We start from the raw sequence: 25,532 nt of genomic DNA on the forward strand, positions 1-25,532 counted from the left end.
ATGTATACCTCTAACAATAGTGGGATTTGAAATTCGATGAATCAGGCTTCAGCAGGGGCCGTCGCCATTTGTCTCAACATTTGTTCGTAGTACTCGACCGATTGCGAACCGGACACCAGGTGACGGCCGTTCAGCACCATGGCCGGGACCGAATTGATGCCGCGCTGCTGATAAAACGTTTCAAGTTCACGCACTTCCTCGGCAAAGGCACCTGACACCAACACCTCGCGCGCCCGGTCCTCGTCCAATCCCGCTTCACCCGCCAACCGCACCAGCGTCTGCTGATCACTCGGGTTCTGGCCTTCGCTGAAGTAAGCGCGAAGCAGGATCTTCTTCAGCGCCACCTGACGCCCTTCTTCCAGTGCCCACAGCAACAAACGGTGAGCATCGAAGGTGTTGTAGAAATGCGTGCGCTTCTCCAGGTCGAACTTGAAGCCAATGGTCGCCCCGCGCTCGATCTGCATCTTCTTGCCGGAAGCGACGTCTTCAGCAGTGCGCCCGTACTTGCGCATCAAGTGCTCGACGGCTTTTTCGCCTTCGGCCGGCATGTTCGGGTTCAGTTCGAAGGGCTTGTAGGTCAGCTCAACCGACACCTCACCCGCCACGTTCTCGATCGCCTGCTCCAGCGCCGTAGCGCCCAGGGCGCACCATGGGCACACCACATCGGAGATGAAATCGATGGTCACCGACGCCGTCATGACTGCCCCTCTTGCGCCAGTTGCTTGCGGTACTGAGTGGTGGTGATCCCGGCGTAGCCCCAGTTATCGGTGTCGACTTCCTCGATCACGATGTGGGTCAGGTCAGGGCGCTTGTTGAGGACGCGCTCCAGTGTTTCAGTGATTTCGGCGATCACCTGAGCTTTCTGCTCAGTGGTAACGCCGTCGCGGGTAATGCGTACGCTTACGAAAGGCATTGAGGAATCTCCAGTGACCTGCCCGTCGGGGTGATGGGTAGGTGTTGGAGCTCAATGTAGGGAGTTCGCTGGAGAGGATAAAGGTGGGGGCGGGAACATCATTAGTTACGTGGTGTAATTAGTCATAGTTGACGTTAAATAGTTTACTCCGCCCAACACGAATATGCGCTTGGACGGAGCAGCTAGTAAAAACAATCTGTTTCCAACAGCTATATATTTCCACTAATCGTCTATCTTGCTGCTATCTGATTGACGTTGCATTTCTCAAGTTGTCTGCAAATCACAAGCCTTGGCTCAGTGCCGTTCGATAGCGCAACGCTTCTTTGGTCGCCGGATCTGCGTGGTTTTCCGTGTCCTGGGCATGCTGGAACAGCAGATCCGTGGTGGTGACGATGCTTTCTATTTCAGAGCTCGCCTTGGCTTCCAGCAACGGAATGGTATTGATCAGAACGGTCTGGTTAGGAATCAACTCTGCTGCCTGTTTCAGCTCAGCCAATGCGGCCCGTGCCTCAATGCATTTTTTGAGGACGGCACGTGTTTCCAGCTCAATTTCTGGTGGTAACAGTGGGAGTTGGTTGTATGGCCTTTCAGCCTGCCATGGCAGCAGCGGTTCGGTCATGGATGCGATCCTGATCATTTTGTATGTTTTTTGAGCAGAGATAGCCCTCACTCATGTCGCCAGTGTAGGCATGAGTGCTTAACGCGTCGCAATTTTCGACTTTTTGCGACACGTTTTGGGAACGTGTCGTCGCGGACGACATGTTGGCGACACGTGTTACCGAAAATTGATTTTGGCGACATGAGTGCTGTGGCGAGGGTATCTGCACATGGGATATCAGATTTTTGGGGCCGCTACGCAGCCCAGCGCGAGCAATCTCGCTCGTCACAAATGGGCAGTGGTCAATCGACCGATACGGTTTCCACAGTGATTTGCGCAATCGCGTGAAACGGCGCAAGCGCAGCCTCATCGGCGGTAGCGCCGGTGATCAACCGCCACTCCCGCTCGATCGGCGTCCAGTGTTGCTGGCGAGCGCGGCCCAGTTTGTCGGTGTCGGCGAGAACGACGATTTGGGCGGCACGCTTGATGATGCATTCCTTGAGATACGCCTGCTGCGCACTCGCTTCGCACAAGCCGAATTCCGCGACGACGCCGTCCGCGCCGAGGAAGGCTTTGTCGACGCTCAACCGGCTCAACGTCAGCTCTGCCAACGGTCCTAACGTACTCATGCTCGAACCGCGCAAGTCACCGCCGATCAGGGTCAAGCGCACGCCCGGTGCGTTGGCCAGGGTCATCACCGCGAGCAGGTTGTTGGTGACCACGTGCACGTCCTGGCGCGAGCAAAGGTGATGGGCCAATGCGGCGCAGGTGGTGCCGCCGTCGAGCAGGACGGTGTCGCCGTCCTGAACGTGGGCCGCTGCTGCAAGGGCGATGGCGTCTTTCTGTTCCCACTGGCTGGTCTTGCGTTCTTCCAGCGAGGCTTCCGGCTCATGGATGCCCACCACCGCGGTGGCGCCGCCGTAGGTGCGGACCAGGTGTCGCTGTTTGGCGAGCATGGTCAGGTCGCGTCGCACGGTCGCTTCCGAAACCCCGAGCGCCGCGCTCAATTGCTCGACGTTGGCATCCCCGATGCGCACAAGTTCGAGGATGGCGCGGTGGCGTTCGGACACTTTCATGGCGGGTCTCGTTGTTTGGACGGTGGTCGATCTTACACGACAGCGCCGCCGCCGCTCATCCCCGTCGCGTGGCCAGCTCCGCGCCCTGACGCAGTGCTTCGAGCAGGCTGCGTTCGTCGGCGATGCCCTTGCCGGCGATATCGAAGGCGGTGCCGTGGTCGACCGAGGTACGGATCACTTCCAGGCCGACAGTGACGTTGACCCCGGCTTCCAGCCCCAGCACTTTGACCGGGCCATGGCCCTGGTCGTGATACATCGCCACCACCAGGTCGAAGTCACCGCGTCCGGCGCGGAAGAACAGCGTGTCGGCCGGCAACGGGCCGGTCACGTCGAGACCACGTTCCTGTAGCAGCTTCACCGCCGGGATGATTTTTTCTTCCTCTTCGCCATAACCGAACAGGCCGTTTTCACCGGCATGCGGGTTGATCCCGCACACGCCAATTCGCGGGCGGGCGATGCCGGCCTTGATCAATGTGGCGTTGCCGCGTTCGATGGTGCGCTGGACCAGGCCCGGCTCGATTTTGCGGATCGCGTCGATGATGCCGATGTGGGTCGTGACGTGGATCACCCGCAACTGCGGCGCCACCAGCATCATCGACACTTCGTCGACGTGGGTCAGGTGCGCGAGCATTTCGGTGTGACCAGGGTACTTGTGACCGCCGGCGTGCAGCGCTTCCTTGTTCAGTGGAGCGGTGCAGATCGCGTCGATCTGCTTGGCCTCGGCCAGCTCCACGGCACGGGCGATGTACTGATAGGCGGCGTCACCGGCAATGGGCGACAGCTCGCCAAAGGGCAAGTCACCGGGGATCAGGTCGAGGTCGATGCAGTCGATGGTGCCGGCCTCGTAGCGCGCCTGGGAAGCGTCCTCGATACGGCGCACTTTGGCGCTGCCGCCGACGATCACATTGGCCTGCTCCAGGCGTCGCGCGTCGCCGATCACCAGCGGCCGGCACTGTTGGTAGACGATGTCGTGGGTCAGGCTCTTGACGATGATTTCCGGACCGACACCCGAAGCGTCGCCCATGGTGATGCCAATGATGGGGAGGTAGTTGCTCATAGTGTTCATTCGAGTCCCTGGATTCGTGGGCGTTGGAGCTGGGAGCGATCGTTGATGTCGCTCAGGTGTTGCCATGCCGCATACAAGGCGCGGTCGGTACCGAACGCGCCTGCCTTGGTAATGATTGCTGGGCGATAGCCATGGCGGGAGGCGCAGGGCCGACCGAAAGCCACGCCCGCTTCGACTTCCGCCAGCAGTTGCAGGCTGTCGATGCCGACGGTGGTCAGAATGGCTCGCGCCGTCTCGCCACCCGTTGCGATCAGGCCGCCGACCTTGGTGAAGTGTGGCTCGACCATCTCAGCCAGCATGGTAGAAAGGTGCGCACCCTCCTGCGGGTTGAACGCTTCATCGCGGCCGATGCGTAGCAACAGGTCGCTCCATCCCTCGAGCTGTTCGCCGATGCGGGCCTGCCAGGTCGCCCAGTCTGGATGCTTGCTGCCTTGGCGCAGAACTGCGGGCGGAACGATCAATTCGCTCAGTCCAGCCTGCGCTTTCAATACCGTGCATTGCCGTTCGCAGACGCCGGAGAGGCTGCCAACCATCACTAGAGTCGACGCCGGATTTTTCTCGCTATCGGTGCTTTCGATACGCTGGTTCGACGCGAGGAAAAAGTCGGGCAGTTGAGCAATTTCCCGCGCCAGACCACCCGAGCCAATCCAGAACAGTGCTTGGTCCAGTGTCGCGGTAAAACGCGCCAGGGTCAGCAAATCGTCTTCGGTTTGTGCATCGACGATCACTGCCTGCGTATCACTGCGGGCGAGTTCGGCGAAATAATGCGCGAGTGCATCCGGGTTGCCGCGCAGAGTGTCGAGGTCCAGCTTGGCTGTACTCAGGCCGGCGGCGACGAGCATGCTTTCGACATCCGCCGGGCGGTCGGCGTTTTCCAGTTTCCAGGTATCGGTGGTTTCCAGCTGCTGGCCGTTGACGAACACCCGACCACCGCGCAGCGTGCGCCCGGTGGCGGGGAACGCCGGGGCGACGATGGCCAGCCCCGCCAACGGTTGCAGGGCGGCGACTTCCGCCGCCCAGTTACCGCGCAAGGTCGAATCGATTTTCTTGTACAACCTCTGCCCGGGTTTACGCAGCGCCTTGAACGCCGCGACAGTGCGCTCGGCTGCCTGCTCGGGCGACAGGCGTCGCGTGTCGGTATCGGCGGCGATTACCTGCGCATCCGGCTGATCGTTCAAGGCGTCGAGCGTCACCACGGTCTGCAGTCCGGCACTGGCAAAGCCGATGGCACAGTCCGCCGCACCCGAAAGATCGTCAGCGATGATCAGAATATTCATCGCAAGGCTTCCCGCTTTTGCGGTTTGAGGTCCGGCTCGGGGACCACGGCGGCGTTGCGTTGCTGCACGCGTTTGGCGACTGCAGCGGTGAGTATCGGCGCAAGGATCGCGGTCACCACAACGCAGGCGGCTACCAGTATGGTCGCGCTCTTGGCGGCCTCGGCGTATACCGGGTTTGCCGCTGCAATCAGCGCAGGTACGGCGGCGGCATTCCCGGCAGTGGTGGCTGCCGCAACACCCGCGACGCCAGTGCCACCGGTCAAACGATCAGCAAAAAACAGCGGGATACCGGTCAGCACGACAACCGCGACACCCATGCCAAGGCCCAACAACCCGGCTTGCCAGACGTTATGCAGATCCAGGCTCGCACCGAGGGCCAGGGCGAAGAACGGGATCATCACCGGCACGGCCTTGGCCAGGAAGTCACGCATGTCACGGTCGAGGTTGCCCAGCAACATGCCGAGGGCCAGCGGCAGGATGCTGCCCACCAGCGTCGGCCAGGGAAAGGCTGACAGACCGGCAATGCCCAGCGTGACCATGGTCAGAAAGGGTCCCGACTCCAGCGACATCACCGAATAGGCACCGACATCTTCGGAGCGGCCGTACTGCCCCATCAACGCCATGTACAAGCCGCCGTTGGTGTCGTTCATCGCAGCAACCACCGCCAGCGTGGAAATGCCGGCGAACAGTCCCGACGAAATCGGCTGCTCGCCCAGGAACTGCCCGAGTACGATGCCCAGCAGCATGGCGATGCCGACTTTGGTGATGAGTAGCGTACCGCCCTTCTTGAGCAGATAAGGCGTGGCCTTGATATTGATGCTCGCGCCCATGCACACGTAGAACACCGCCAGAATGGGCAATGCACCGGTGAACAACGCGTTGGTGAAAGAACCGAAAAACTTGGGGGTGTCAGGCGTGAAGGTTGCGACCAGCGAGCCGATCAGCAGGGGCACGATCATCATGCCGCCGGGGATGCGTTCAATGGTGCGCTTGATAGGAATCTGGGCCACGAGGGTCTCCTTTTATAATTGTTTGGTAAGACGTGCATCACCTCGAAACTGACTGAACCGATCACCAAGTGATTGTTTCAGTCAAAATAATCTTAGGGCATTGCCTGATTTTGCGCAAATCAATCATTTTTAATGTTCATTTCGATCATTCGAAGTGACAAACCTGGCTCTGACAGACAAATGAATTCCTCTTATACGCAGGCTAGAGCCTTACAGCGCCCATAAAAAAACCCCGAACCAATCGGGGTTTCTTTTTTCAGCCTTGAATCAGGCCTCGATACCGCAACCGATCATCAGAAAATGTTGATCGGATAATCCACGAACACACGCACTTCGTTACCGCTGACGTTGTATTCGCTCGATTTCTGCGACACGCGCAGGATGGAGCTACGCAGTTTTACGCTCAGGTCTTTGGCCGGGCCGCTTTGCACGACGTACTTGAACTGATTGAAGATTTCACGCTCGGTACCGCCTTCGCTGGTGGACGTGGTGATGTTGTCACCGCGCACGTAGGCGAAGTTGTAGCTCAGGCCCGGAACACCGAAGGTGCTGAAGTCCAGGCCGTAGCCCAGTTGCCAGCTGCGTTCGTCTTCGGCGTTGAAGTCGGACCAGTAGGAGTTGGCCAGGTAGATGGTGTTGCCACCGTCGCCGACACGGTTCTGGTCTTTCTGGTAGCCGCCGTACGGGTAGCCCAGGTTGCTGTCACCGGTGCTGCGCTGGTAACCGAGGGTGAACGAGTGCGGGCCGGTGGCGTAGATCGCAGCCAGGCTCCAGATTTTGTTGTCGTCGCCGGTAGCACCGACGTCTTCAACATAGGAACTGTCCAGCTTGGTGCGGTAGCCGTTGAAGTCCAGGGTCAGGGACTGATCCTTGGCCAGCGGGAACACATAGTTGGCGTTCACGTATTGCTTCTTCAGCACGTCTTCGACGTCGGAGGCGTACAGGGAAGCCTTGAACTGTTCGGTGAACTGGTAGCTACCGCCCAACACGTTGATCGACTTCAGGCCACCGCTGTCGTGGCCTTCAGCGCTTTTACGCGATTCGGCGGTGAAGCGACCGGCGTTCAGTTCCAGGCCCTTGATCTCCTTGGAGGTGATCAGGGTGCCGGTGTAGCTTTCCGGCAGCAGACGCCCGTTGTCGTAGCTCAACACCGGCAAGGCCGGCATCTGGTCGCCGTAGGTCAGCGTGGTGCTGGAGAGGCGGAACTTGACGGCGGCGCCAGCCTTGGCGAGGTCGTCAGCTGCGCTGCCGCTGTCACCTTGTTTAAAAAAGTCGATGCCTTGTGCGCCGCTCTTGCCCTTGCCACCGTCCAGACGCAGTGCGTACAGACCGAAGGCATCCACGCCCACGCCCACGGTACCTTGGGTGAAGCCGGACGAGAACGTGCCGATAGCCGCTTGGCCCCACTCGGCTTTATCGTCCCGGCCATCTTTGAAATCACGGTTCATGTAGGCGTTGCGCAGCAGCACTTTGAGGCTGCTGTCTTCGACAAATCCCTTGGATTCGGCCTGGTCGTTAGCCATGGCCTGTGAAGCGCTCAAAATCCCCAGAGCGATCAGGCTGATTCGCTTGTTCAACATTTTATTTTCCTTATTACGGGTTGAAACGCGCTGTGTCGAACGGCTGAAACGGCACTATCGCGCTCTTTTTTCATTCCGCAAACAAAAAAGCCCGCCCACGATCTCTCGCGGCGGGCCTTTTTTATTATTTTAGGGTCATGGCGGTCTGCCACAGGCGTTGGCCGAATCGTAGCCGTGCCCAGAACGTTGTGTCAATTTCATGAATCGTCTGGAATTAGGCGAAAATCGTCTAAGAAATGATTTTGCGCGGCAGAAAAATTCAATCTTTCTATTCATTCGACCCAGCAATCAACACGCATAGAGTCCCGCACTCAACAACATCACCGGCAAGACGTATTACTCACAAATTCTGCCGGGAACGCCGCGAAACTTGGCAGTGACCGTGACCTACAGCTTCCACTCACCGACGACCACAATGGAGACCACAGTGACTGCAAATCTTTCGTCCATAAAAAAAGCGCTGCCATCCCGGCAGCGCTTTTGTTTTATCAATCCGTTGTTTTTCTTCTTATCCTTCCATCACATCCCACAACGCATCCAGTTCCGCTTCGCTGAACAAACCAGCGGGGTAGCGCTCGATCATCGTCCGGCGCGGATCAGCCTCGCTGATCGGACGCGTTCCATTGGACTTTAACCAGTGCGCCAGGATCTGGAGCGATTCGCCATTGACTGCCAGGGGATGCAACGCCCGCTCGCTCACCACATTTACTTCGGCGTTCATTTCAGCGCTCTCTCCTGGTTTGTGAGCGGCTAACTTATCCAAGGTTTATGACAGAACATCGCAGTTCTCCCCCTCCCCGAGTTGCCTCATGAGAGATACAAGAGCTATGCCAATGTGTCTGGACTGTCGATACGCGGATACAAAAAAGCCCGCAATCCTGAAAGGCCGCGGGCTCTGTGCGAGGTAACGAGCGAAAACGTTTGCGTGAATGATTTGGCAATCAACTCAAGCTGTTACGAGGTCACTCACTCCTTGTGCGGCGCTGGCTGTTGTTGGGTAAGGCAGTGAATGTTACCGCCACCCAGTAACAGTTCGCGGCCAGGCACCATCACCACTTCGTGCTGCGGGAACAGCGCTTGCAGAATCTCCTTGGCGGGACCATCCAGCGGGTCTTCGAAACTTGGCGCAATGATGCCGCCGTTGACGATCAGGAAATTCACGTAGGAACCGGCCAGACGCACCGATGGATTACGTTCCTGGGTGCCATCCACCGGGTCGACACCGGCGCATTCTTCTTCGGTCGCGTACAGCGGCCCCGGAATCGGCATCTTGTGCACCGTGAATGGGCGTCCCTTGGCGTCCGTGCTGCTTTGCAACACTTTCATGGCCGCCTGGCAGCGCGGGTAGTTCGGGTCCTGCGGGTCGTCGGTCCACGCCAGCAGCACTTCACCCGGACGCACGTAGCAGCAGAAGTTATCCACATGACCGTCGGTTTCATCGTTGAACAAACCGTCCGGCAGCCAGATGATCTTATCAACAGCCAGATTGTCTTTGAGTACCGCTTCGATTTCCGCGCGGTTCAGATGCGGATTGCGATTGCGGTTGAGCAAGCATTCTTCGGTGGTGATCAGCGTGCCTTCGCCATCGACGTGGATCGAGCCGCCTTCAAGCACGAAGCCTTCGGTGCGGTAGCGCGGGCTGCGCTCGATCTCGAGGATCTTGCCGCCCACCTGCGAGTCACGGTTCCACGGTGAATACAGGCCACCGTCGAAACCGCCCCAGGAATTGAAGTCCCAGTTCACGCCACGGACTTCGCCGCTGTTATTGATGACGAACGTCGGGCCGGTATCCCGGACCCAGGCGTCGTCGCTGGACATCTCGACCACGCGGATATTCGGCACGTCCAGGCGGGCACGGGCGTTTTCGTATTGACCGGCGGAGACCGCCACGGTGACCGGCTCAAAGCGTGCAATGGCCTTAGCCACCGCCACGTGCGCGGCTTGCGCCGGTTTGCCGCCCAGGCGCCAGTTGTCCGGCCGCTCGGGCCAGATCATCCAGGTCTGGGTCTGGGGTGCCCACTCGGCCGGCATGTAGAAGCCGTCTGCGCGAGGGGTGCTTTTTAAAGTGGTCATGTCGATCAGGACTCCAGGGTTCCGTCGAGGGTTTTCAGCGCGCCGTACAAGTTCGGACGACGGTCACGGAACGAGCCCCACGCGCTACGGATGTGTTCCAGTTGGTCGAGGTCGAAGGTGTGAACCAGAATGCCTTCTTCGGTTTCATTGAGTTCCTGCACCTTCTCGCCGAACTGGTTGGCGATGAACGACGAACCATAAAAGGTAATGTCGTAGCCATCTTGTTCTTCATTGCCGATGCGATTACTGGCGATCAGCGGCATCAGGTTAGCGCCGGCGTGGCCCTGTTGCACGCGTTGCCAGTGATCGCGGGACGAAATGGTCTTGTCGTGGGGCTCGCTGCCGATGGCGGTCGGGTAGAACAGGATTTCTGCACCTTGCAGCGCCATGCTGCGCGCCGCTTCCGGAAACCACTGGTCCCAGCAGATGCCCACGCCGATTTTCGCGTAGCGGGTGTTCCACACCTTGAAGCCGGTATCGCCTGGGTTGAAGTAATACTTTTCGTGGTAGCCAGGGCCGTCCGGGATGTGGCTTTTCCGATAAATCCCGAGGTTGCTGCCGTCGGCGTCGATGATCGCGATGCTGTTGAAACGCGCGCGCCCCGCCAGTTCGTAGAAGCTGATCGGCAGCACCACTTGCAGTTCCTTGGCGACTTTCTGGAAGTGCTTGATGGCGACGTTGTCTTCCACCGTCGTAGCCAGTTGCAGGTAATCCGGATTCGGCTTCTGGCAGAAGTACGGCGCCTCGAACAACTCCTGAATCAGGATGATCTGCGCGCCTTTGGCAGCGGCTTCACGGACCAGTCTTTCAGCGACCTCGATGTTGCCTTCAAGGTCCCAGGAACAGGCCATCTGAGTGGCGGCAACGGTAACGATACGGCTCATGAATCATCTCCGGGCAAGTGCTTGACGGTCGGGCATGGCTTATCCGCGCCCTGGCAGTGGCGACTTTATAACCGATAAAAATCGACTTTTGAAGCTGTTAATATGCTTTTCGTCATAAATCACGCACTTAAACCCGATAACAATCGAATTAGCACCACAAAATAAAAGTGGGAGCGGGCTTGCTCGCGAAAGCGTCGGATCAATCAACATTAACGTTGAATGACACACCGCCTTCGCGAGCAAGCCCGCTCCCACTTTTTTACCGTTTACACCCGTGGGGTATATGTTTACAGGTCTTCGGCGAGTACCTTCGAAAGCATGTCCACAAAGAAATCCACGCTCCGACGCGATGTCACCATCGGCGGTTTGATCTTGAGTACGTTCAGGTAATCACCCGTCGGCTGCATGAAGATGCCCAGGTCGCGCAAGCGATTGCACAGTTCTGTAGTTTCCTCGGTCGCCGGCTCCAATGTTTCGCGATTGCGGATCAACTCCACGCCCAGATAAAACCCGGAACCATGCACCGCGCCCACCAGCGGATGAATATCGATCAGCGCTTCGAGACGCTCCTTGAAATAGCTGCCCACGACCTGAGCGTTTTCCCACAGTTTTTCTTCTTCCATCACATCCAGTACTGCCATGCCGATCTGGCAACTGACCGGACTGCCGCCCGCCGACGAGAAGAAATAGCCCTCGGCCTCCAGCGCTTCGGCGATTTCCCGACGGGTGATCACCGCGCCCAGTGGCTGGCCGTTGCCCATGCCCTTGGCCATGGTAATGATGTCCGGCACCACGCCCTGCTCTTCGAAGCCCCAGAAGAAATGGCCCATGCGTCCGTAGCCCACCTGCACTTCGTCGGCGATGCACACGCCACCCTGGGCGCGCACCTTGGCATAAACCTCTTTCAGGTAACCCGCTGGCAGCGAGATACCGCCGGCATTGCCGTACACCGGTTCGCAGATGAAACCCGCCAGTTGGCGTTTCTGCTCGGCGATTTTCGCCAGGTTGTGTTCGACGCTGCGCACGTAGTCCGGCGCGCTGTCCGGGCCACGGAATTCACCGCGATAGGTGTTCGGCGCAGTGACCGGATGCACCCAGTCCGGGCGGCTTTCCAACGCCTTGGGGTTATCGGCAATCGAGGTCGACACCGCATCCGCGCCCACGGTCCAGCCGTGATAGGCCTCCAGCACGCTGACAATGTCGCGGCCGCCGCTGTAGGCCCAGGCCAGACGGATCGCCAGGTCATTGGCCTCACTGCCGCTGTTGACCAGGAACACGCGATCCATGGAGCCCGGCGCCAGCTTCAGCAAGCGCTCGGAAAATTCAGCCACGGCGGCGTAATTGAACCGTGAGTTGGTGTTGAGCAGCGACCACTGGCGGCTGGCGACCGCGGCCATGCGCGGATGACCGTGGCCGAGTACCGCGACGTTGTTGAGCATGTCGAGGTACGAGCGGCCCTGCATGTCGATCAGGTGGTTGCGCCAGCCACGCTCGATTCGCGGCGGATCGACATAATAGTGTTTTTGCGTACGGGCGAAACTCGCGTCACGACGGGCCAGCAAGGTCTGAGCATCGAGTTCTTCTTCGGCATCGCAAGCCAGTCCCAGCAGCGCCGCCGGTGACGGGCACAACGCTTTCCAGGCCGGTGCGCGGGTCGGCGTGCAGAACAAAGGCGCGGTAAACGACGCCCCCCGGCACAGTTGCACCTTCAACGGCCCGCTGACCGAGCCCAGCACCTGGCCTTTGACCAGCGCAGCGCCTGTATGCAGCGATGACGTAACGCCCCACAGGCGCACACTCAGTTGCGGGCCATCCAGTTGCAGAACGCCTGGCAAGGGCTGGTGAACCACCCCGGCAAACGGCGCCTCGACCGCCGTGCCATGGGGCACACGCAACTCGACGTGCAACGGGCAGGTGTCCGGTTCGATGGCGCTGTCCGGGCGAGTGCGGGACAGGCGGTATTGCCCGTAGCGGCTGGCCGCCAGACCGTGCGTCGCGGCAGCTTCATCGAGCAGGCGTTGATCGATGCCTTCCTGTTCCCAGTTACCGGCCTCGAAATGCGGGCTGAGTACGCCCAGATCGATCAGGGCAAATTCACGCCCCACCAGGCTCGGCAGCAGCGGTGCAAAACCATCAACGGCAATAGCCGGCAGATTCTGCCCGACAGCGGTCAGGATCGCGGCTTCCATCAGCGCCAACGGCACCGAGGTCGCCACGCGGAAAATTTCCCACTCGTGAGTCAGGTTGTCGCGACTGTAGGCGTTACCCGGATCGATGCTGACCTGCTGCTCACCGCTGAGTACCAACACTGCGGCACGGGCGACAATCAGCGGCCACAACGCCAGCAGCTCTTCATGCTGCAAGGGATTGACCGCGTGATAGGCCTGTACCGCCGGCAAAATGCAGAACGGGTCGCCATCGGCGTGGTGCAACAATGCTGCGCAGGTGACCGACAGATCGGTGATGCGCCAGGTGCGGATCAGATCGCCGAAATCGATCACGCCCTGCAACTGCCATTGGCGCGCTGAGTCGCGCTGCCACACTACGTTGTCGTCAGTGATGTCCATATGGATGGCCTGGATCGGCAACTTGTCCACCAAGGGCTGCAAGTGACGTTCGGCTTGCTCCGCCGCTTCGGCGACCGTTTTGCGCTGCGCGTCATCCTGGATGACCGGCAACAAATGCGCGATCAATGCCTGGGCATGACGCGCATCCCACTGCAGGGTGCGCTCCAGCCCCGGGTGGTCGAATTCCGCCAGCGCCAGGTCCATCTCGCCGCACAAGCGGCCGAAACCGGCCACCACCGTGTGGTTGAAATGATCGAGGTGCGTCAGGGACTGGCCCTCGATGTAATCCAGCAAGCGCACATGCACCGCTTGGCCGGCGACATCTAGAGACAGCAGGTCCGCACCGTTTTTCGCCGGGATCACGCGCGGCACATGCACGTCGGGGTGCTGCGCCAGGTGCTTGAGCCCGGCATGTTGGGCTTGCAACTCCAGCGCCGAATAATCGCCCCGACAGATTTTCAGGACAAAACGGCCCTGTTCGCTGTCGACGCGGTAGTTCAGATCCTGCTGGCTGCCCAGGGCCTGCAACCTGCCACCCAGCCCGTAATGCTCCTGCAACAGCTCAAGCGCTTGCTCCGCAGAGACTTGCGGACTGGGCAAACTGGCGCGATGAATCAACGTGGCGAGCGGCATGAAACAAACCTCTTCAATGAAGGTGTTAAATTTATTAGGCGCCTATATCGCCACTGCGCGAGCCGATAAGCAACCCCCCTTTCACCAGCCTGATGAACAACCGTCGGCCATCAACGGTTCGCAGACTGCGCCCGCAAGCCTAGGCATAATGTGCCCATACCCACAGGCGCTCGATGCTCATGACTCCGACCCTCCCCCGCAGACCCCGCTGGCGCAGCCTGGCCTTGCTCGCGCTGTGCCTGGCGCCGTTGTTGTGGCCGCTGGAGCATCTGGCCGAGCGCTACTACCGCAGCGAATTGGCCGGGCAGAACCGCCAGACCCTCGACCTCTACGTCGCCAACCTGCTGGGCACCCTGCACCGTTATGAAGTGCTGCCGCAGATCCTCGGCGATCTGCCGGCCCTGCGCGCCGTTCTTGGCGCGCCGGACGATGGCGTCACCCAGGGCAATGCCAACCGCCTGCTGAAAAACATCAGCACCCAGACCGGCGCCGAAGTCATGTACCTGATGGACACCACGGGCAAGACCCTGGCGGCCTCCAACTGGGATAAGCACGACAGTTTCGTCGGGCGCAATTTTTCGTTCCGGCCGTACTTCAGCGAAGCCATGGCCGGGCGGCTGGGGCGATTCTTCGGGCTCGGCACCACGTCCGCCAAACGCGGCTACTTCTTCGCCGCTGCCGTGCGCCAGGGCGAGAAAATCATCGGCGTACTGGTGGTCAAGGTGGACCTCGACCACACCGAAAGCCTCTGGGGGAAAACCCCGGAACAGCTGTTGCTGACCGATAACAACGGCGTGGTCATTCTCACCTCACGACCTGAATGGCGCTTCCGCTCGACCCGCCCGTTGAGTGAAGACGAGCGCAAAGCCATCATCGCGATCCAACCCTATCCAACCCGCGATCCGAAGCCGTTGAATCTCAATCCCGATGCCTGGCTGACCCAAACCCAGGCCATTGCGGAAACCGGCTGGAATGTCAGCATTCTCGCCCCCCGTACCCTGATCGACCGCCCGGTGCGCACGGTGGTCGCCATTGGGGGTGCGACGCTGTTGGTGGTGATGCTGTTGCTCGGCCTCATGATGCAGCGCCGCCGCCATTACCTTGATCGAATAGCGTTCGAGGCCAAGGCCCGACGTGAGCTGGAAGGCCGGGTAGCCGAGCGTACCAGTGATCTGGAAGGTCTCAACCGTCGTCTCAAACAGGAAGTGCTGGAGCGCGAGCAAGCCCAGCAAGAACTGGTACGCGCCCAGGATGATCTGGTGCAGGCCGGCAAACTGTCGGCATTGGGAACGATGTCGGCGAGCATCAGCCACGAACTCAACCAACCCCTGGCCGCCATCCGCAGCTACGCGGAAAACGCCGAAGTGTTGCTCGACCATCAACGCACCGACGATGCCCGCGGCAATCTCAAGCTGATCAGCGAGCTGACCGGGCGCATGGCCTCGATCATCGCCCATCTGCGCGCGTTTGCCCGACGCGATCGCCACGCCCCGGAAAGCGTCGCCCTGCAACCGGCGCTGGACGACGCCCTGGCCTTGCTGGCCAAGCGTCGGCGCAGCATGGAAGTCGAACTGATCCGGGATTTGCCCGCCGCGACCTTGTGGGTCGAGGCCGGGGAAACCCGCCTGCGCCAAGTACTCGGCAATCTGCTGGCCAACGCCCTGGACGCCCTGACCGAAAAAGGCCCGCCGCGTAAACTCTGGCTGAGTGCCCAATCCAGTGCTGATGGCGTCAACTTGTACATTCGCGACAACGGCCCCGGTTTCTGCATGGAGGCCCTTGGTCGCGCCAGCGAACCTTTCTACACCACCAAGACCCGCACCCAGGGGCTTGGATTGGGACTGGCGATCTGCGAGACCCTGATGCGCGCCTTCGGTGGTGAACTGTTGTTCGCCAACCACAAGGAGGGCGGCGCCCTGATTACCCTGAAACTGCGCGCAGGCGCGCCGGGTGTGAGCCTGCAACCGTCCGAGGACCGAAGTGCATGACCATCGACAATCGAATTCAGGTCGTGTTGATCGACGATGATCCCCACCTGCGCCAGGCCCTGAGCCAGACCCTCGATCTGGCCGGCTTGAAAATTCTGCCGCTGGCCGAGGCCAAGGGTCTGGCCGGGCAACTGGAACGCGACTGGCCGGGGGTGGTGGTCAGCGACATTCGCATGCCCGGCATGGACGGAATCGAACTGCTGACCGAACTCCACGCTCAGGACCCGGAGCTGCCGGTGTTGCTGATCACTGGTCACGGCGACGTGCCGCTGGCCGTGCAAGCCATGCGCGCCGGGGCTTATGACTTTCTGGAAAAACCCTTCGCCAGCGATGCCCTGCTCGACAGCGTGCGCCGCGCCCTGGCCTTGCGCCGCTTGGTGCTGGATAACCGCAGCCTGCGCCTGGCCCTGAGCGATCGTAATGAATTGAGTACCCGTCTGGTCGGACAATCGCCCTCGATGCTGCGCCTGCGCGAGCAAATCGGCGCCTTGGCGGCGACCAAGGCCGATGTGCTGATCCTGGGTGAAACCGGTGCCGGTAAAGAAGTGGTGGCGCGAGCGCTGCATGATTTGTCGAGTCGCCGAAACGGTCCTTTCGTGGCGATCAACGCCGGGGCGCTGGCCGAATCGGTGGTCGAGAGCGAGTTGTTCGGTCATGAGCCGGGCGCCTTCACCGGTGCGCAGAAGCGGCGCATCGGCAAATTCGAATTCGCCAACGGCGGCACTTTGTTCCTCGATGAAATCGAAAGCATGAGCCTGGACGTGCAGGTGAAGTTGCTGCGCTTGCTGCAGGAACGGGTGGTCGAACGCCTGGGCGGCAATCAGCTGATTCCGCTGGACATCCGCATCATTGCCGCCACCAAGGAAGACCTGAGGCAGGCCGCCGATCAGGGGCGTTTTCGCGCCGACTTGTATTACCGCCTGAACGTCGCGCCGCTGCGCATTCCACCGCTGCGTGAGCGAGGTGAAGATGCGCTGGTGCTGTTTCAGCATTTTGCCGATGAGGCCAGCAACCGCCACGGCTTGCCGCCCCATGAACTGCAACCGGGCCAACGCGCCCTGCTACTGCGCCACACCTGGCCCGGTAACGTGCGCGAACTGCAAAACGCCGCCGAACGCTTCGCCCTGGGCCTGGAGCTGGCGCTGGACAACAGCGAGTCGCAAGGCGGCGCCGGTACCCTGGTGGAACCGGTCAGCGGCGGCTTGAGCGAGCAAGTGGAAAACTTCGAAAAAACCCTGATCGCCGCCGAACTGGCGCGCTCCCACAGCTCCGTGCGCAGCGTTGCCGAAGCCCTCGGTATTCCGCGCAAGACCTTGCATGACAAACTGCGCAAACACGGCCTGAACTTCGCCGACAGCGGAGCCTCCAGCCAGACCGACGAACTCGATTGAGCCACCGTCCAATCATCTACCACATACAAGAGGCCGCTGAATGAGCCGCGACAGTCGTCAACTGGAATCCGTCCTCCACCACGACATTCCCCTCACGCAGGACATGGGCCTCAAAGTACTCGACTGGCACGATCAGCAACTGCGCCTGCATTTGCCGCTGGACGCCAACGTCAACCACAAGAGCACCATGTTCGGCGGCAGCCTGTATTGCGGCGCGGTACTGGCCGGCTGGGGCTGGTTGCATTTGCGACTGAAAGAAGAAGGGATTACGGACGGGCACATTGTGATTCAGGAAGGGCAGATCAACTACCCGCTGCCGGTGACGGGCGATGCGCACGCCATTTGCCAGGCGCCTGGCGCACAGGTGTGGAAGAAGTTTCTCGCCACCTACAACCGTTACGGACGGGCGCGACTGACACTGCATACGCGGGTGGTGAATGCGGGCAGTGATGAGGATGCGGTGAAGTTTGTCGGGCAGTATGTGTTGCACCGCTAAACATCAGAACCTACACAAAACCTGTGACGAGGGGATTTATCCCCTCAGCACAAGGCAAAGCGGACTCAGGAGCGTGCGAGGTTCAGCAGCTTTTCGCGCCACGCCGCCTTCGCCGGCAACGCCAGGAAAAACTCATTCAACAACGATTCCCGCGCCGGATAACAGAACGGCGCGCCGCTCAAATCCAGCACTTCACCGCCCGCCCCTTCCAGCACGCCTTGCGCCGCCGCCGTGTCCCACTGCGAAGTCGGTGCCAGGCGCGGATAACAATCGGCCGCGCCTTCGGCCAACAGGCAAAACTTCAGCGAGCTGCCGATATTGGCCAGTTCCAGCTCACCCAGGCTGGCGCTCAACCCGGCCAACAGACGCTCCTGTTCCGGGCTGGAATGGCGGCGACTGGCGACCACGGTGAACGCCACATCCGTCGGCGGTATTTCGCGAACCTGAATCGGCAGTGGCTCGGCGCCCTTGTCGCCACGCCATGCACCCAACCCGGCGCCACCCACGTAAAAGCGCCCATTGGTCGGCATCGATACGACGCCGAATACCACGTGCCCCTGCTCGATCAGTGCGATGTTGACGGTGAACTCTTCGCTGCCCGAGATAAATTCCTTGGTGCCGTCCAGCGGATCCACCAGCCACCAGCGCTGCCACCCGGCACGTACGCTTTGAGGAATGTTGGCATCTTCTTCGGACAACACCGGGATGCTCGGGTCCAGCGCGGTCAAGCCGGCAACAATCAGGTGATGGGCGGCCAAGTCGGCGGCAGTGACGGGTGAGTCGTCAGCCTTGGCGGTCACCGCCGTGCCGATGCGCCAGAACGGCAAAATCGCTTCGCCAGCCTTCAAGGCCAGCTCTACCACCGACGCCATCAACGGATGGGGGAAATTCATGGCAGGAACACTCCACGCTGGGTCAGCAGATCACGGGCCAGGTACAGCGCCGCCAGGGCGCGGCCCTCGGTAAATTGAGGGTTTTGCGCCAGTGCCGACAACTCCCGCAGGTTGACCTTGCCCAGCCCCATCGGCTCCGGTTCGTCACCTTCAAGACGCTCTTCGTACAAATCGGTGGCCAGCACCACCTGGATTTTCTGGCTCATGTAACCGGGCGACAACGACAGCTCCGTCAAATGCTCAAGCTGCCGCGCGCCAAAGCCGGCCTCCTCCTTGAGTTCGCGCTCCGCCGCTGCAAGCACATCTTCACCGGGTTCGACCAGGCCTTTGGGCAGCGACAGTTCGTATTCATCGGTTCCGCCGCAATACTCCTCGACCAGCACCGCATGGTCCGCATCGAGCATCGCCACGATCATCACCGCGCCATATCCGGTGCCTTTGCCGACCAATCGCTCGTAAGTGCGCTCCTCACCATTGGAAAAGCGCAGTTTCAGCTCCTCGACGCAGAATAAACGGCTGGTGGCGACGATCTCGCGGGCGAGGATGGTGGGTTTCTGGCGCATGAGCGGCTCCTGAGCGATAGCGGGTTACTATACCCGGCCTATCCTGATTGTTGTCCCCGGATACCTTTTTTATCGCTGGAGAAGTTTTTATGTCCCCGTTGCCCTGGCACGACATCGACACCGTTCTGCTGGACATGGACGGCACGTTGTTGGACCTGCACTTCGACAACCATTTCTGGCTGGAGCATCTGCCCCTGCGTTACGCCGAACTGCACGGGGTGAGCCGGGCCATGGCCGAGCTTGAGTTGCAACCGTTGTTCGAGCGCCACGCCGGTCAGTTGCAGTGGTACTGCCTGGATTTCTGGAGCGCCGAGCTCAAGTTGTCCGTGCGTGAACTGAAACTGGAAACCGCGCATCTGATTGCCCTGCGCCCGGACGCGGATACCTTTCTGGCGGCGCTCAAAAAGGCCAACAAACGCGTGGTGCTGATCACCAACGCTCACCGTGATTCACTGTCATTGAAGCTGGAAAAAATCGAATTGGCACCGTATTTCGAGCGGTTGATCAGTTCCCACGATTATGGCTTCCCCAAGGAAAACCCGCAGTTCTGGGACGCGTTGAAGGCGGACATTGATTTCGATCCGGTGCGTAGCCTGTTTATCGACGACACCTTGTCGATCCTGCGCAGTGCGCGGGATTTTGGTGTGTCGCATTTGCTGGCTGTGAGCGAGCCGGACAGTCGCCAGGGGCCGAGGGACACGGCGGAATTTGCGGCGGTGGAGGATTATCGGGATTTGATTGCCGGGCTTTAGAACGAGGCGCCTATTTCGCGAGCAGGCTCGCTCCCACAATGGATCTGCGTCGTGCACACACTCTGTACTCGCTACAGATCCATTGTGGGAGCGAGCCTGCTCGCGAAAGCGGTCTTGAAGATTACTCAGGAATCCGCAACACCTGCCCCGGATAGATCTTGTCCGGGTGTTTGAGTTGCGGTTTGTTGGCCTCGAAGATTTTTTGGTACTTGTTCGGATCGCCATACACGCGCTTGGAAATCGCGCTGAGCGTGTCGCCCTTCTCGACCGTGACAAACTTCGCAGCCGGAGCCACGGCGCCGGTCACCGTGATCTGATCGTCAACACCACTGACGCCGGCCACGTTGCCCAACGCCAACAAGATTTTCTCCTTCTCCTCCTGGCTGCCCGCTTCACCCGTAGCGATGACTTTATCGCCCTCGACTTTCACCTGGATCCTGGAAGTATCGATCCCCGTCAGCGCACTCTGCACATGCTTGGTCAACGCTTCACTGTTGGCTTCGGCCTTGTCCGGCGTCAGCGCATCAAGGATTTTTTCTCCGGCTTCTTTAAGAAAACTGAACAGGCTCATCGTGCGTTCTCCCTGGGAGTTAGTGTCCAGACGCCAAAGCCTAGACCACGGTTGCCAAACACGACTTCAAACCGACCAATGACGCCGCTTCGTGTCAAGGGATAGAATCCGCCCCTGCTCACCCCCTGGATCCGCCCTGGAGCGAAGATGGACATCAAACAGCTGAAATTCCTCATCGCTCTCGACGAAACCCGACACTTCGGCCAGGCCGCCGCGCGTTGCCACATCACCCAGCCGACCTTGTCCATGCGCCTGCGCAGCCTCGAAGAAGAACTCGATCTACCACTGGTCAATCGCGGACAGCGCTTCGAGGGTTTCACCGCGCCGGGCGAGCGGGTACTGGCCTGGGCGCGCACCGTACTGGCCGCTTATGACGGTTTGTACGCCGAGGCGGCGGCCTGCCGCGGCAATCTGGTCGGCACCTTACGCCTGGGCGTGGTGCCGCTGTCGAGCTTCGATCCGCTGCCCCTGTTACAGCGCCTGCACGCTGAACATCCGAACCTGCGCTTCGAACTCTCGGCGCTCAGTTCGGAACAAATCCTCGAACAGCTGGCGAACAATCGCCTGGATCTCGGCGTGTCATACCTGGAACGTCTGGATGCCGACCACTTCGACTCGCTTAGTTTCAGCGAAACCCACATGGGTCTGCTTTACGATCAGCGCTTCTTCACCTTTGGAGAGGCGCCGCTCAGCTGGGAATCGCTCATCGAACTGCCGCTGGGCATGCTCACCAGCGGTATGCACTTCCGTCAGTCCATCGATCACAACTTCCACAGCCGGGGCCTGACCCCGCAGCCTTTATTGCAGACCGATGCGGTGCATCAACTGTTACAAGCTGTGCACGGCGGCTTGTGCTGCGCCGTGATGCCTTTGGACGGTGGCCTCGAAGACCTGACTGATCATTTACGCCTGCAGCCGATCGAAAACGCCCAGACCCTTGGCCGCCTGGGGCTGATCATGCGTCGCACCGCGCCACGTTCGGCGCTGGCAGAAGCATGTTTCGCGATTTATAAGCAATCGCTGATGGGTACTTGATCGACGGCATCTATCGGCAGATCAGTAATAGCGATTAGACGCGACAGTTTGCCGCGCCTAGTCTTTAAGCTGATCAACCCCTCGGTGATGCCATGAACGCCAAGCGCCCTTCCTGCCCGGCGCCCGCCCTCGAAACGCCCGCGCCTGCTGCCAGCCAGACATACAGTTACAGCAACATTGAAAACTGCGAATCTGCCAGTACTGCGTTGGCCGAGGAAGTGGCGTTGGCGATTGCCTACAACGGCATCAGCCAGGCCGTCATGCTGGTGACGCCGACCGATCTTGAAGACTTTATCGTCGGTTTCAGTTTGGGTAGCGGCATCATCGAAGACGTCAATGAAATCTATGACCTGCAACTCAGCGGCTCGGGGTCGGCGCAGTATGCGCAGGTGACCATCGCCAACCGTGCCTTTTGGAACCTCAAGCTGCAGCGTCGACAAATGGCGGGCACCAGCGGTTGCGGGCTCTGCGGCGTGGAAGCGGTCGAGCAAGCCTTACCAGATCTAAAGGTATTACCTGGCGCGCCACTGCCGCCCGCCGAATGGCTCGACGGCCTGCGCCAGCGCATCGGCGCGTTCCAGCCGCTGGGCCAGTACAGCGGCGCGGTGCACGCGGCGGTGTTCATGAACGACAAGGGTGAGTTGCTGCTCGGCCGTGAAGACATCGGCCGCCACAATGCCCTCGACAAGCTGATCGGCGGGCTGATCCGTCGCAACATCCCGCTCACGGGCGGCCTGGCGATTGTCACCAGCCGTTGCAGCCTCGAATTGATCCAGAAAGTTTTGCGCGCCGGCATCCAGACCCTGGTCAGCCTGTCGTCGCCCACGGGCCTTGCCGTGCAATGGGCTCGTCGCCACAACCTCAACCTCATCCATCTGCCACAAAAGAATGCGCCGCGGGTCTACAGCCCAGCTTTGGAGAATCAAGCGTGAGTCAACACCGTCAAGCCGACCAGACCCCCGTCCCTCGCTACAAGCCCTACAAAGGCCCGGCCGGTGGCTGGGGCGCACTGATCAGCGTCGCCCAAGCCTGGTTGACCAGCGACAACGCACTGAAAAACCTGCGCATGATGCTCAAGACCAACAAGAACGGCGGCTTCGATTGCCCCGGTTGCGCCTGGGGCGATTCGCTGGAAGGCGGTATCGTGGCGTTCTGCGAGAACGGCGCCAAAGCGGTGAACTGGGAAGCGACCAAGCGCCGCGTCGATGGCAAATTCTTCGCCAAACACAGCGTCACCTCGCTGCTGGAACAGAGCGACTACTGGCTCGAATACCAGGGCCGCCTGACCGAGCCGCTGAGCTACAACGCCGAAACCGATCGCTACCAGCCCATCAGTTGGGACGATGCGTTTGCCCTGATCGCCAAGCACCTGCGCGGTTTATCGAGCCCGGATCAAGCCGAGTTCTACACCTCGGGTCGTGCCAGCAACGAAGCGGCTTTCCTCTATCAGTTGTTCGTGCGCGCCTACGGCACCAACAACTTCCCCGACTGCTCGAACATGTGCCACGAAGCCAGCGGTGTCGCGTTGTCGCAGAGTGTTGGCGTCGGCAAAGGCACCGTGACCTTCGACGACTTCGAACACGCCGATGCGATTTTCGTCTGGGGCCAGAACCCGGGCACCAACCACCCCCGAATGCTCGAACCGCTGCGTGAAGCGGTCAAACGCGGCGCACAGGTGGTGTGTATCAACCCGCTCAAGGAACGGGGTCTGGAACGCTTCCAACACCCGCAACATCCGATCGAAATGCTCACCAATGGCGACAAACCGACCAACACCGCGTACTTCCGTCCGGCACTGGGCGGTGACATGGCGGTGCTGCGCGGCATGGCCAAATTCCTGCTGCAATGGGAACGCGATGCGCAGAAGGCTGGCACCGAGGCGGTGTTTGATCACGATTTCCTTAACGCACACAGCGTCAACGTCCTGGACTACCTGGCCGTCATCGACGACACCTCGTGGGAGCAGATCATCGAGCAGTCCGGCCTGACCCTAGTTGAGATCGAGCAAGCGGCGCGCATGTACGCCAAGGGCAAGAACGTCATCATGTGCTGGGCCATGGGCATTACTCAGCATCGCCACTCGGTGGCGACCATCCAGGAAATCGCCAACCTGCAACTGCTGCGCGGCAACATCGGTCGGCCAGGCGCTGGCCTGTGCCCGGTGCGTGGCCACAGTAACGTGCAGGGTGACCGGACCATGGGCATCAACGAACGCCCACCAGTGGCGTTCCTCGATGCGCTGGAGCGTCGCTTCCAGTTCAAGGTCCCCCGTGAAAACGGCCACAACGTGGTCGAGGCGATTCACGCCATGGCCGAAGGCCGGGCAAAAGTGTTTATCGCCCTGGGCGGCAACTTCGCCCAGGCCACCCCTGACAGCCCACGGACCTTCAAGGCCCTGAGCAATTGCGACCTGACCGTGCAGATCAGCACCAAGCTCAACCGCAGCCACCTGGCCCATGGTAAAGACGCGCTGATCCTGCCATGCCTCGGCCGGACCGATATCGACCGACAAGCTGAAGGTCCACAAGCGGTGACCGTCGAAGACTCATTCAGCATGGTCCATGCCTCCAACGGTCAGCTGGAGCCGCTGTCGAACCAGATGCGCTCGGAGCCGGCCATTCTTGCCGGCATCGCCGCTGCCACGCTGGGCAGCCACCCGGTGGACTGGAACTGGCTGGTGGCGGATTACAGACGCATCCGCGAGCTGATTGCCGACACCATTCCCAACTTCAAGGACTTCAACGAGAAGATCAAGAATCCTGGCGGTTTCTATCTGGGCAACAGTGCCGGTGCTCGCAAGTGGAACACCGCGTCGGGTCGGGCCAATTTCCGTCCGAACGTATTGCCCAAGGATCTGGTGCACGAGCGCACCCGCGCCACTGGCGTATTGCCAGACCTGATCCTGCAATCGATGCGCTCGCACGATCAGTACAACACCACGATTTATGGCCTCAACGATCGTTATCGCGGCGTGAAAGGTCAGCGTGATGTGTTGTTCGTGAACGAAGCCGACATCATTCGCCTGGGCTTCAAGCCAGGGCAGAAGGCTGACATCGTGTCGCTGTGGGATGATGGTGTCGAACGTCGGGTGAAAGGCTTCACACTGCTGGCGTTTGATATCCCGGCCGGACAATCGGCGGCGTACTATCCGGAGGTGAATCCGCTGGTGCCGCTGGAAAGCACCGGGGACGGCAGCCATACGCCAACGTCGAAGTTCGTGGCGATCCGCTTGGAAGCGGCGAGTGAGACCGGGTTGATCATGGCCAAATCGGCTTAACGCGGCGTTTTATATGGCCTCTTCGCGAGCGGGCTCGCTCCCACATTGAATCTTCTGTAGGCACAGGCATTTGTGCTCGCTCCGGCCCCACTGTGGGAGCGAGCCTGCTCGCGAAAGCGGTAAGATGTTCAACACGTTTTCCGAATCGAATACTTTCCTAACGCCCACAAAAAAGGCCGTTTTCTCACAAAAACGGCCTATCCGAAGTAGCTAAAGACCGGCGAAAAACACTTAAGTTCCGTCTAAAAAACAGCAACTTATAGAAATGTGCTCAAGTCGTGTTACTCGTCGGATTTCGATTGTCACGCCCATGACACGGCCTCAGGATCGCGACGTCATCCCCTTGAGGTTCCTCCTCCATGAAGTTCTCCTCGATTCTCTTGTTGTCCCTTGGCCTGGTCAGTGGCATTGCTTCTGCTGGCGGCACCACCGAAGCAGGTGTGGGTGGCGCATTGGGCGGGGTTCTAGGCTCGGTCGTCGGCCAGTCAATTGGCGGTAATACAGGTTCCACCATCGGCGCGGCCCTGGGCGGCGCGGGTGGTAGCGCAGTTGGCGCGGACAAACACAGCCGTGGCGAGGCCGCCATCGGTGGTGCGCTGGGCGCGGCAGGCGGTAACGTGGTCGGCCGTAGCATGGGCGGCACCACTGGCAGCCTGATCGGCTCCGCAGCAGGCGGCGGCGCCGGTGGCGCGCTGGGCAACTACATGGGCAACAAATACGATGATGACGACGATGATGATCGTCGCTCCTATCGTGACCGTGACCGTCGCTACTACCGTGACGGCCACCCGGGTCGCGGTCATGCCTATGGCCATCGCAAGCATCACAAGCACTACCGCCATCGTCACTGAGACCGGAACGGTTTCGCTGGCAGGCAAAAACAATCGCA

At 60.2% G+C, this 25,532-nt stretch carries 22 protein-coding genes and 1 pseudogene; 8 read left to right on the forward strand and 15 right to left on the reverse strand.

The genetic code is table 11. The features are described from left to right. Nucleotides 1–41: 41 nt before the first annotated feature. From FFS64_RS14190 to FFS64_RS14245, 12 genes and pseudogenes are all read right to left on the reverse strand, one after another. Complete coding sequence (locus FFS64_RS14190; RefSeq protein ID WP_137805892.1) at nucleotides 42–698, reverse strand: DsbA family oxidoreductase; 657 nt, start codon at nucleotides 696–698, stop codon at nucleotides 42–44. Further along, nucleotides 695–913 carry a 4-oxalocrotonate tautomerase family protein gene (locus FFS64_RS14195; protein ID WP_095192344.1) on the reverse strand — a complete coding sequence of 73 codons (219 nt, stop codon included), beginning with the start codon at nucleotides 911–913 and terminating at the stop codon, nucleotides 695–697. The genes FFS64_RS14190 and FFS64_RS14195 overlap by 4 nt, the downstream gene beginning before the upstream one ends. Nucleotides 914–1,199: 286 nt before the next feature. Next, nucleotides 1,200–1,532 (reverse strand): annotated as a pseudogene (locus FFS64_RS14200) (Fic/DOC family N-terminal domain-containing protein); the annotation flags it as partial. Between the two features lie 281 nt (nucleotides 1,533–1,813). Then, entirely contained in the window at nucleotides 1,814–2,587 is a 774-nt protein-coding gene (locus tag FFS64_RS14205) for a DeoR/GlpR family DNA-binding transcription regulator (RefSeq protein ID WP_137805893.1), read from the reverse strand. Between the two features lie 55 nt (nucleotides 2,588–2,642). Then, complete coding sequence (gene pdxA, locus FFS64_RS14210; RefSeq protein WP_137805894.1) at nucleotides 2,643–3,644, reverse strand: 4-hydroxythreonine-4-phosphate dehydrogenase PdxA; 1,002 nt, start codon at nucleotides 3,642–3,644, stop codon at nucleotides 2,643–2,645. A 5-nt stretch (nucleotides 3,645–3,649) separates the two neighbouring features. After that, nucleotides 3,650–4,930 (reverse strand): four-carbon acid sugar kinase family protein, encoded by a 1,281-nt coding sequence (locus FFS64_RS14215; protein ID WP_137805895.1) that lies wholly within the window; start codon nucleotides 4,928–4,930, stop codon nucleotides 3,650–3,652. Continuing rightward, nucleotides 4,927–5,940: a 2-keto-3-deoxygluconate permease gene (locus FFS64_RS14220; RefSeq protein ID WP_137805896.1), complete on the reverse strand. Its 1,014-nt coding sequence runs from the start codon at nucleotides 5,938–5,940 to the stop codon at nucleotides 4,927–4,929. The genes FFS64_RS14215 and FFS64_RS14220 overlap by 4 nt, the downstream gene beginning before the upstream one ends. A 293-nt stretch (nucleotides 5,941–6,233) precedes the next feature. Beyond that, complete coding sequence (locus FFS64_RS14225; RefSeq protein WP_137805897.1) at nucleotides 6,234–7,520, reverse strand: OprD family porin; 1,287 nt, start codon at nucleotides 7,518–7,520, stop codon at nucleotides 6,234–6,236. A gap of 508 nt (nucleotides 7,521–8,028) precedes the next feature. After that, nucleotides 8,029–8,241 carry a hypothetical protein gene (locus tag FFS64_RS14230; RefSeq protein WP_137805898.1) on the reverse strand — a complete coding sequence of 71 codons (213 nt, stop codon included), beginning with the start codon at nucleotides 8,239–8,241 and terminating at the stop codon, nucleotides 8,029–8,031. Nucleotides 8,242–8,486: 245 nt separating this feature from the next. After that, the gene (aguA, locus tag FFS64_RS14235; protein WP_137805899.1) at nucleotides 8,487–9,593 is read right to left on the reverse strand and encodes an agmatine deiminase; all 1,107 of its coding nucleotides are present in this window, start codon (nucleotides 9,591–9,593) and stop codon (nucleotides 8,487–8,489) included. A gap of 5 nt (nucleotides 9,594–9,598) precedes the next feature. Beyond that, nucleotides 9,599–10,477 (reverse strand): N-carbamoylputrescine amidase, encoded by an 879-nt coding sequence (gene aguB / locus FFS64_RS14240; RefSeq protein WP_128606209.1) that lies wholly within the window; start codon nucleotides 10,475–10,477, stop codon nucleotides 9,599–9,601. A 287-nt stretch (nucleotides 10,478–10,764) separates the two neighbouring features. After that, on the reverse strand, nucleotides 10,765–13,677 hold the full coding sequence (locus FFS64_RS14245; RefSeq protein ID WP_137805900.1) for an aminotransferase: 2,913 nt from the start codon (nucleotides 13,675–13,677) through the stop codon (nucleotides 10,765–10,767). 179 nt (nucleotides 13,678–13,856) lie between these two features. On the opposite strand from FFS64_RS14245, the gene FFS64_RS14250 reads away from it, so the two are divergent. The 3 genes from FFS64_RS14250 to FFS64_RS14260 are packed head-to-tail and all read left to right on the forward strand — an operon-like array spanning nucleotide 13,857 to nucleotide 17,552. Further along, nucleotides 13,857–15,665: an ATP-binding protein gene (locus tag FFS64_RS14250; RefSeq protein WP_137805901.1), complete on the forward strand. Its 1,809-nt coding sequence runs from the start codon at nucleotides 13,857–13,859 to the stop codon at nucleotides 15,663–15,665. Further along, nucleotides 15,662–17,056 (forward strand): sigma-54 dependent transcriptional regulator, encoded by a 1,395-nt coding sequence (locus FFS64_RS14255; RefSeq protein WP_095192358.1) that lies wholly within the window; start codon nucleotides 15,662–15,664, stop codon nucleotides 17,054–17,056. Before FFS64_RS14250 ends, FFS64_RS14255 begins: the two co-directional genes overlap by 4 nt. A gap of 40 nt (nucleotides 17,057–17,096) precedes the next feature. Then, a complete protein-coding gene (locus FFS64_RS14260; RefSeq protein WP_137805902.1) occupies nucleotides 17,097–17,552 on the forward strand; it encodes a YiiD C-terminal domain-containing protein in 456 nt (151 codons plus the stop codon). Nucleotides 17,553–17,617: 65 nt separating this feature from the next. On the opposite strand, the gene cysQ is transcribed toward FFS64_RS14260, so the two are convergent. Continuing rightward, nucleotides 17,618–18,445, reverse strand: a complete 828-nt coding sequence (cysQ, locus tag FFS64_RS14265; RefSeq protein WP_137805903.1) for a 3'(2'),5'-bisphosphate nucleotidase CysQ — start codon at nucleotides 18,443–18,445, stop codon at nucleotides 17,618–17,620. After that, nucleotides 18,442–19,008 (reverse strand): ADP compounds hydrolase NudE, encoded by a 567-nt coding sequence (gene nudE, locus FFS64_RS14270; RefSeq protein ID WP_137805904.1) that lies wholly within the window; start codon nucleotides 19,006–19,008, stop codon nucleotides 18,442–18,444. The genes cysQ and nudE overlap by 4 nt, the downstream gene beginning before the upstream one ends. A gap of 89 nt (nucleotides 19,009–19,097) precedes the next feature. On the opposite strand from nudE, the gene yrfG reads away from it, so the two are divergent. After that, complete coding sequence (gene yrfG / locus FFS64_RS14275; protein ID WP_137805905.1) at nucleotides 19,098–19,760, forward strand: GMP/IMP nucleotidase; 663 nt, start codon at nucleotides 19,098–19,100, stop codon at nucleotides 19,758–19,760. A gap of 121 nt (nucleotides 19,761–19,881) precedes the next feature. On the opposite strand, the gene lysM is transcribed toward yrfG, so the two are convergent. After that, on the reverse strand, nucleotides 19,882–20,331 hold the full coding sequence (gene lysM / locus FFS64_RS14280) for a peptidoglycan-binding protein LysM (RefSeq protein ID WP_095192363.1): 450 nt from the start codon (nucleotides 20,329–20,331) through the stop codon (nucleotides 19,882–19,884). A 147-nt stretch (nucleotides 20,332–20,478) separates the two neighbouring features. Between lysM and FFS64_RS14285 the strand changes: the two genes are divergently transcribed. The 4 genes from FFS64_RS14285 to FFS64_RS14300 all read left to right on the forward strand — a co-directional run bounded on the left by FFS64_RS14285 (nucleotide 20,479) and on the right by FFS64_RS14300 (nucleotide 25,494). Continuing rightward, the gene (locus FFS64_RS14285) at nucleotides 20,479–21,366 is read left to right on the forward strand and encodes a LysR family transcriptional regulator (RefSeq protein ID WP_137805906.1); all 888 of its coding nucleotides are present in this window, start codon (nucleotides 20,479–20,481) and stop codon (nucleotides 21,364–21,366) included. Between the two features lie 92 nt (nucleotides 21,367–21,458). Further along, nucleotides 21,459–22,298, forward strand: coding sequence for a formate dehydrogenase accessory sulfurtransferase FdhD (gene fdhD / locus FFS64_RS14290; RefSeq protein WP_137805907.1), 840 nt, complete (start codon nucleotides 21,459–21,461; stop codon nucleotides 22,296–22,298). Then, nucleotides 22,295–24,643 (forward strand): FdhF/YdeP family oxidoreductase, encoded by a 2,349-nt coding sequence (locus tag FFS64_RS14295; protein WP_137805908.1) that lies wholly within the window; start codon nucleotides 22,295–22,297, stop codon nucleotides 24,641–24,643. The genes fdhD and FFS64_RS14295 overlap by 4 nt, the downstream gene beginning before the upstream one ends. Nucleotides 24,644–25,002: 359 nt before the next feature. Then, nucleotides 25,003–25,494 carry a glycine zipper domain-containing protein gene (locus FFS64_RS14300; RefSeq protein ID WP_137805909.1) on the forward strand — a complete coding sequence of 164 codons (492 nt, stop codon included), beginning with the start codon at nucleotides 25,003–25,005 and terminating at the stop codon, nucleotides 25,492–25,494. Nucleotides 25,495–25,532: the final 38 nt, after the last annotated feature.

This window comes from Pseudomonas sp. G(2018), assembly GCF_005502415.1.
Classification (GTDB): domain Bacteria; phylum Pseudomonadota; class Gammaproteobacteria; order Pseudomonadales; family Pseudomonadaceae; genus Aquipseudomonas.

Excerpts from the sequence above, each read along its gene's own strand:
- FFS64_RS14190 (WP_137805892.1), bottom strand. The coding sequence starts at position 698 with ATGACGGCGTCGGTGACCATCGATTTCATCTCCGATGTGGTGTGCCCA.
- FFS64_RS14195 (WP_095192344.1), bottom strand. The coding sequence starts at position 913 with ATGCCTTTCGTAAGCGTACGCATTACCCGCGACGGCGTTACCACTGAG.
- FFS64_RS14205 (WP_137805893.1), bottom strand. The coding sequence starts at position 2,587 with ATGAAAGTGTCCGAACGCCACCGCGCCATCCTCGAACTTGTGCGCATC.
- pdxA (WP_137805894.1), bottom strand. The coding sequence starts at position 3,644 with ATGAGCAACTACCTCCCCATCATTGGCATCACCATGGGCGACGCTTCG.
- FFS64_RS14215 (WP_137805895.1), bottom strand. The coding sequence starts at position 4,930 with ATGAATATTCTGATCATCGCTGACGATCTTTCGGGTGCGGCGGACTGT.
- FFS64_RS14225 (WP_137805897.1), bottom strand. The coding sequence starts at position 7,520 with ATGTTGAACAAGCGAATCAGCCTGATCGCTCTGGGGATTTTGAGCGCT.
- FFS64_RS14230 (WP_137805898.1), bottom strand. The coding sequence starts at position 8,241 with ATGAACGCCGAAGTAAATGTGGTGAGCGAGCGGGCGTTGCATCCCCTG.
- aguA (WP_137805899.1), bottom strand. The coding sequence starts at position 9,593 with ATGACCACTTTAAAAAGCACCCCTCGCGCAGACGGCTTCTACATGCCG.
- aguB (WP_128606209.1), bottom strand. The coding sequence starts at position 10,477 with ATGAGCCGTATCGTTACCGTTGCCGCCACTCAGATGGCCTGTTCCTGG.
- FFS64_RS14245 (WP_137805900.1), bottom strand. The coding sequence starts at position 13,677 with ATGCCGCTCGCCACGTTGATTCATCGCGCCAGTTTGCCCAGTCCGCAA.
- FFS64_RS14250 (WP_137805901.1), top strand. The coding sequence starts at position 13,857 with ATGACTCCGACCCTCCCCCGCAGACCCCGCTGGCGCAGCCTGGCCTTG.
- FFS64_RS14255 (WP_095192358.1), top strand. The coding sequence starts at position 15,662 with ATGACCATCGACAATCGAATTCAGGTCGTGTTGATCGACGATGATCCC.
- FFS64_RS14260 (WP_137805902.1), top strand. The coding sequence starts at position 17,097 with ATGAGCCGCGACAGTCGTCAACTGGAATCCGTCCTCCACCACGACATT.
- cysQ (WP_137805903.1), bottom strand. The coding sequence starts at position 18,445 with ATGAATTTCCCCCATCCGTTGATGGCGTCGGTGGTAGAGCTGGCCTTG.
- nudE (WP_137805904.1), bottom strand. The coding sequence starts at position 19,008 with ATGCGCCAGAAACCCACCATCCTCGCCCGCGAGATCGTCGCCACCAGC.
- yrfG (WP_137805905.1), top strand. The coding sequence starts at position 19,098 with ATGTCCCCGTTGCCCTGGCACGACATCGACACCGTTCTGCTGGACATG.
- lysM (WP_095192363.1), bottom strand. The coding sequence starts at position 20,331 with ATGAGCCTGTTCAGTTTTCTTAAAGAAGCCGGAGAAAAAATCCTTGAT.
- FFS64_RS14285 (WP_137805906.1), top strand. The coding sequence starts at position 20,479 with ATGGACATCAAACAGCTGAAATTCCTCATCGCTCTCGACGAAACCCGA.
- fdhD (WP_137805907.1), top strand. The coding sequence starts at position 21,459 with ATGAACGCCAAGCGCCCTTCCTGCCCGGCGCCCGCCCTCGAAACGCCC.
- FFS64_RS14300 (WP_137805909.1), top strand. The coding sequence starts at position 25,003 with ATGAAGTTCTCCTCGATTCTCTTGTTGTCCCTTGGCCTGGTCAGTGGC.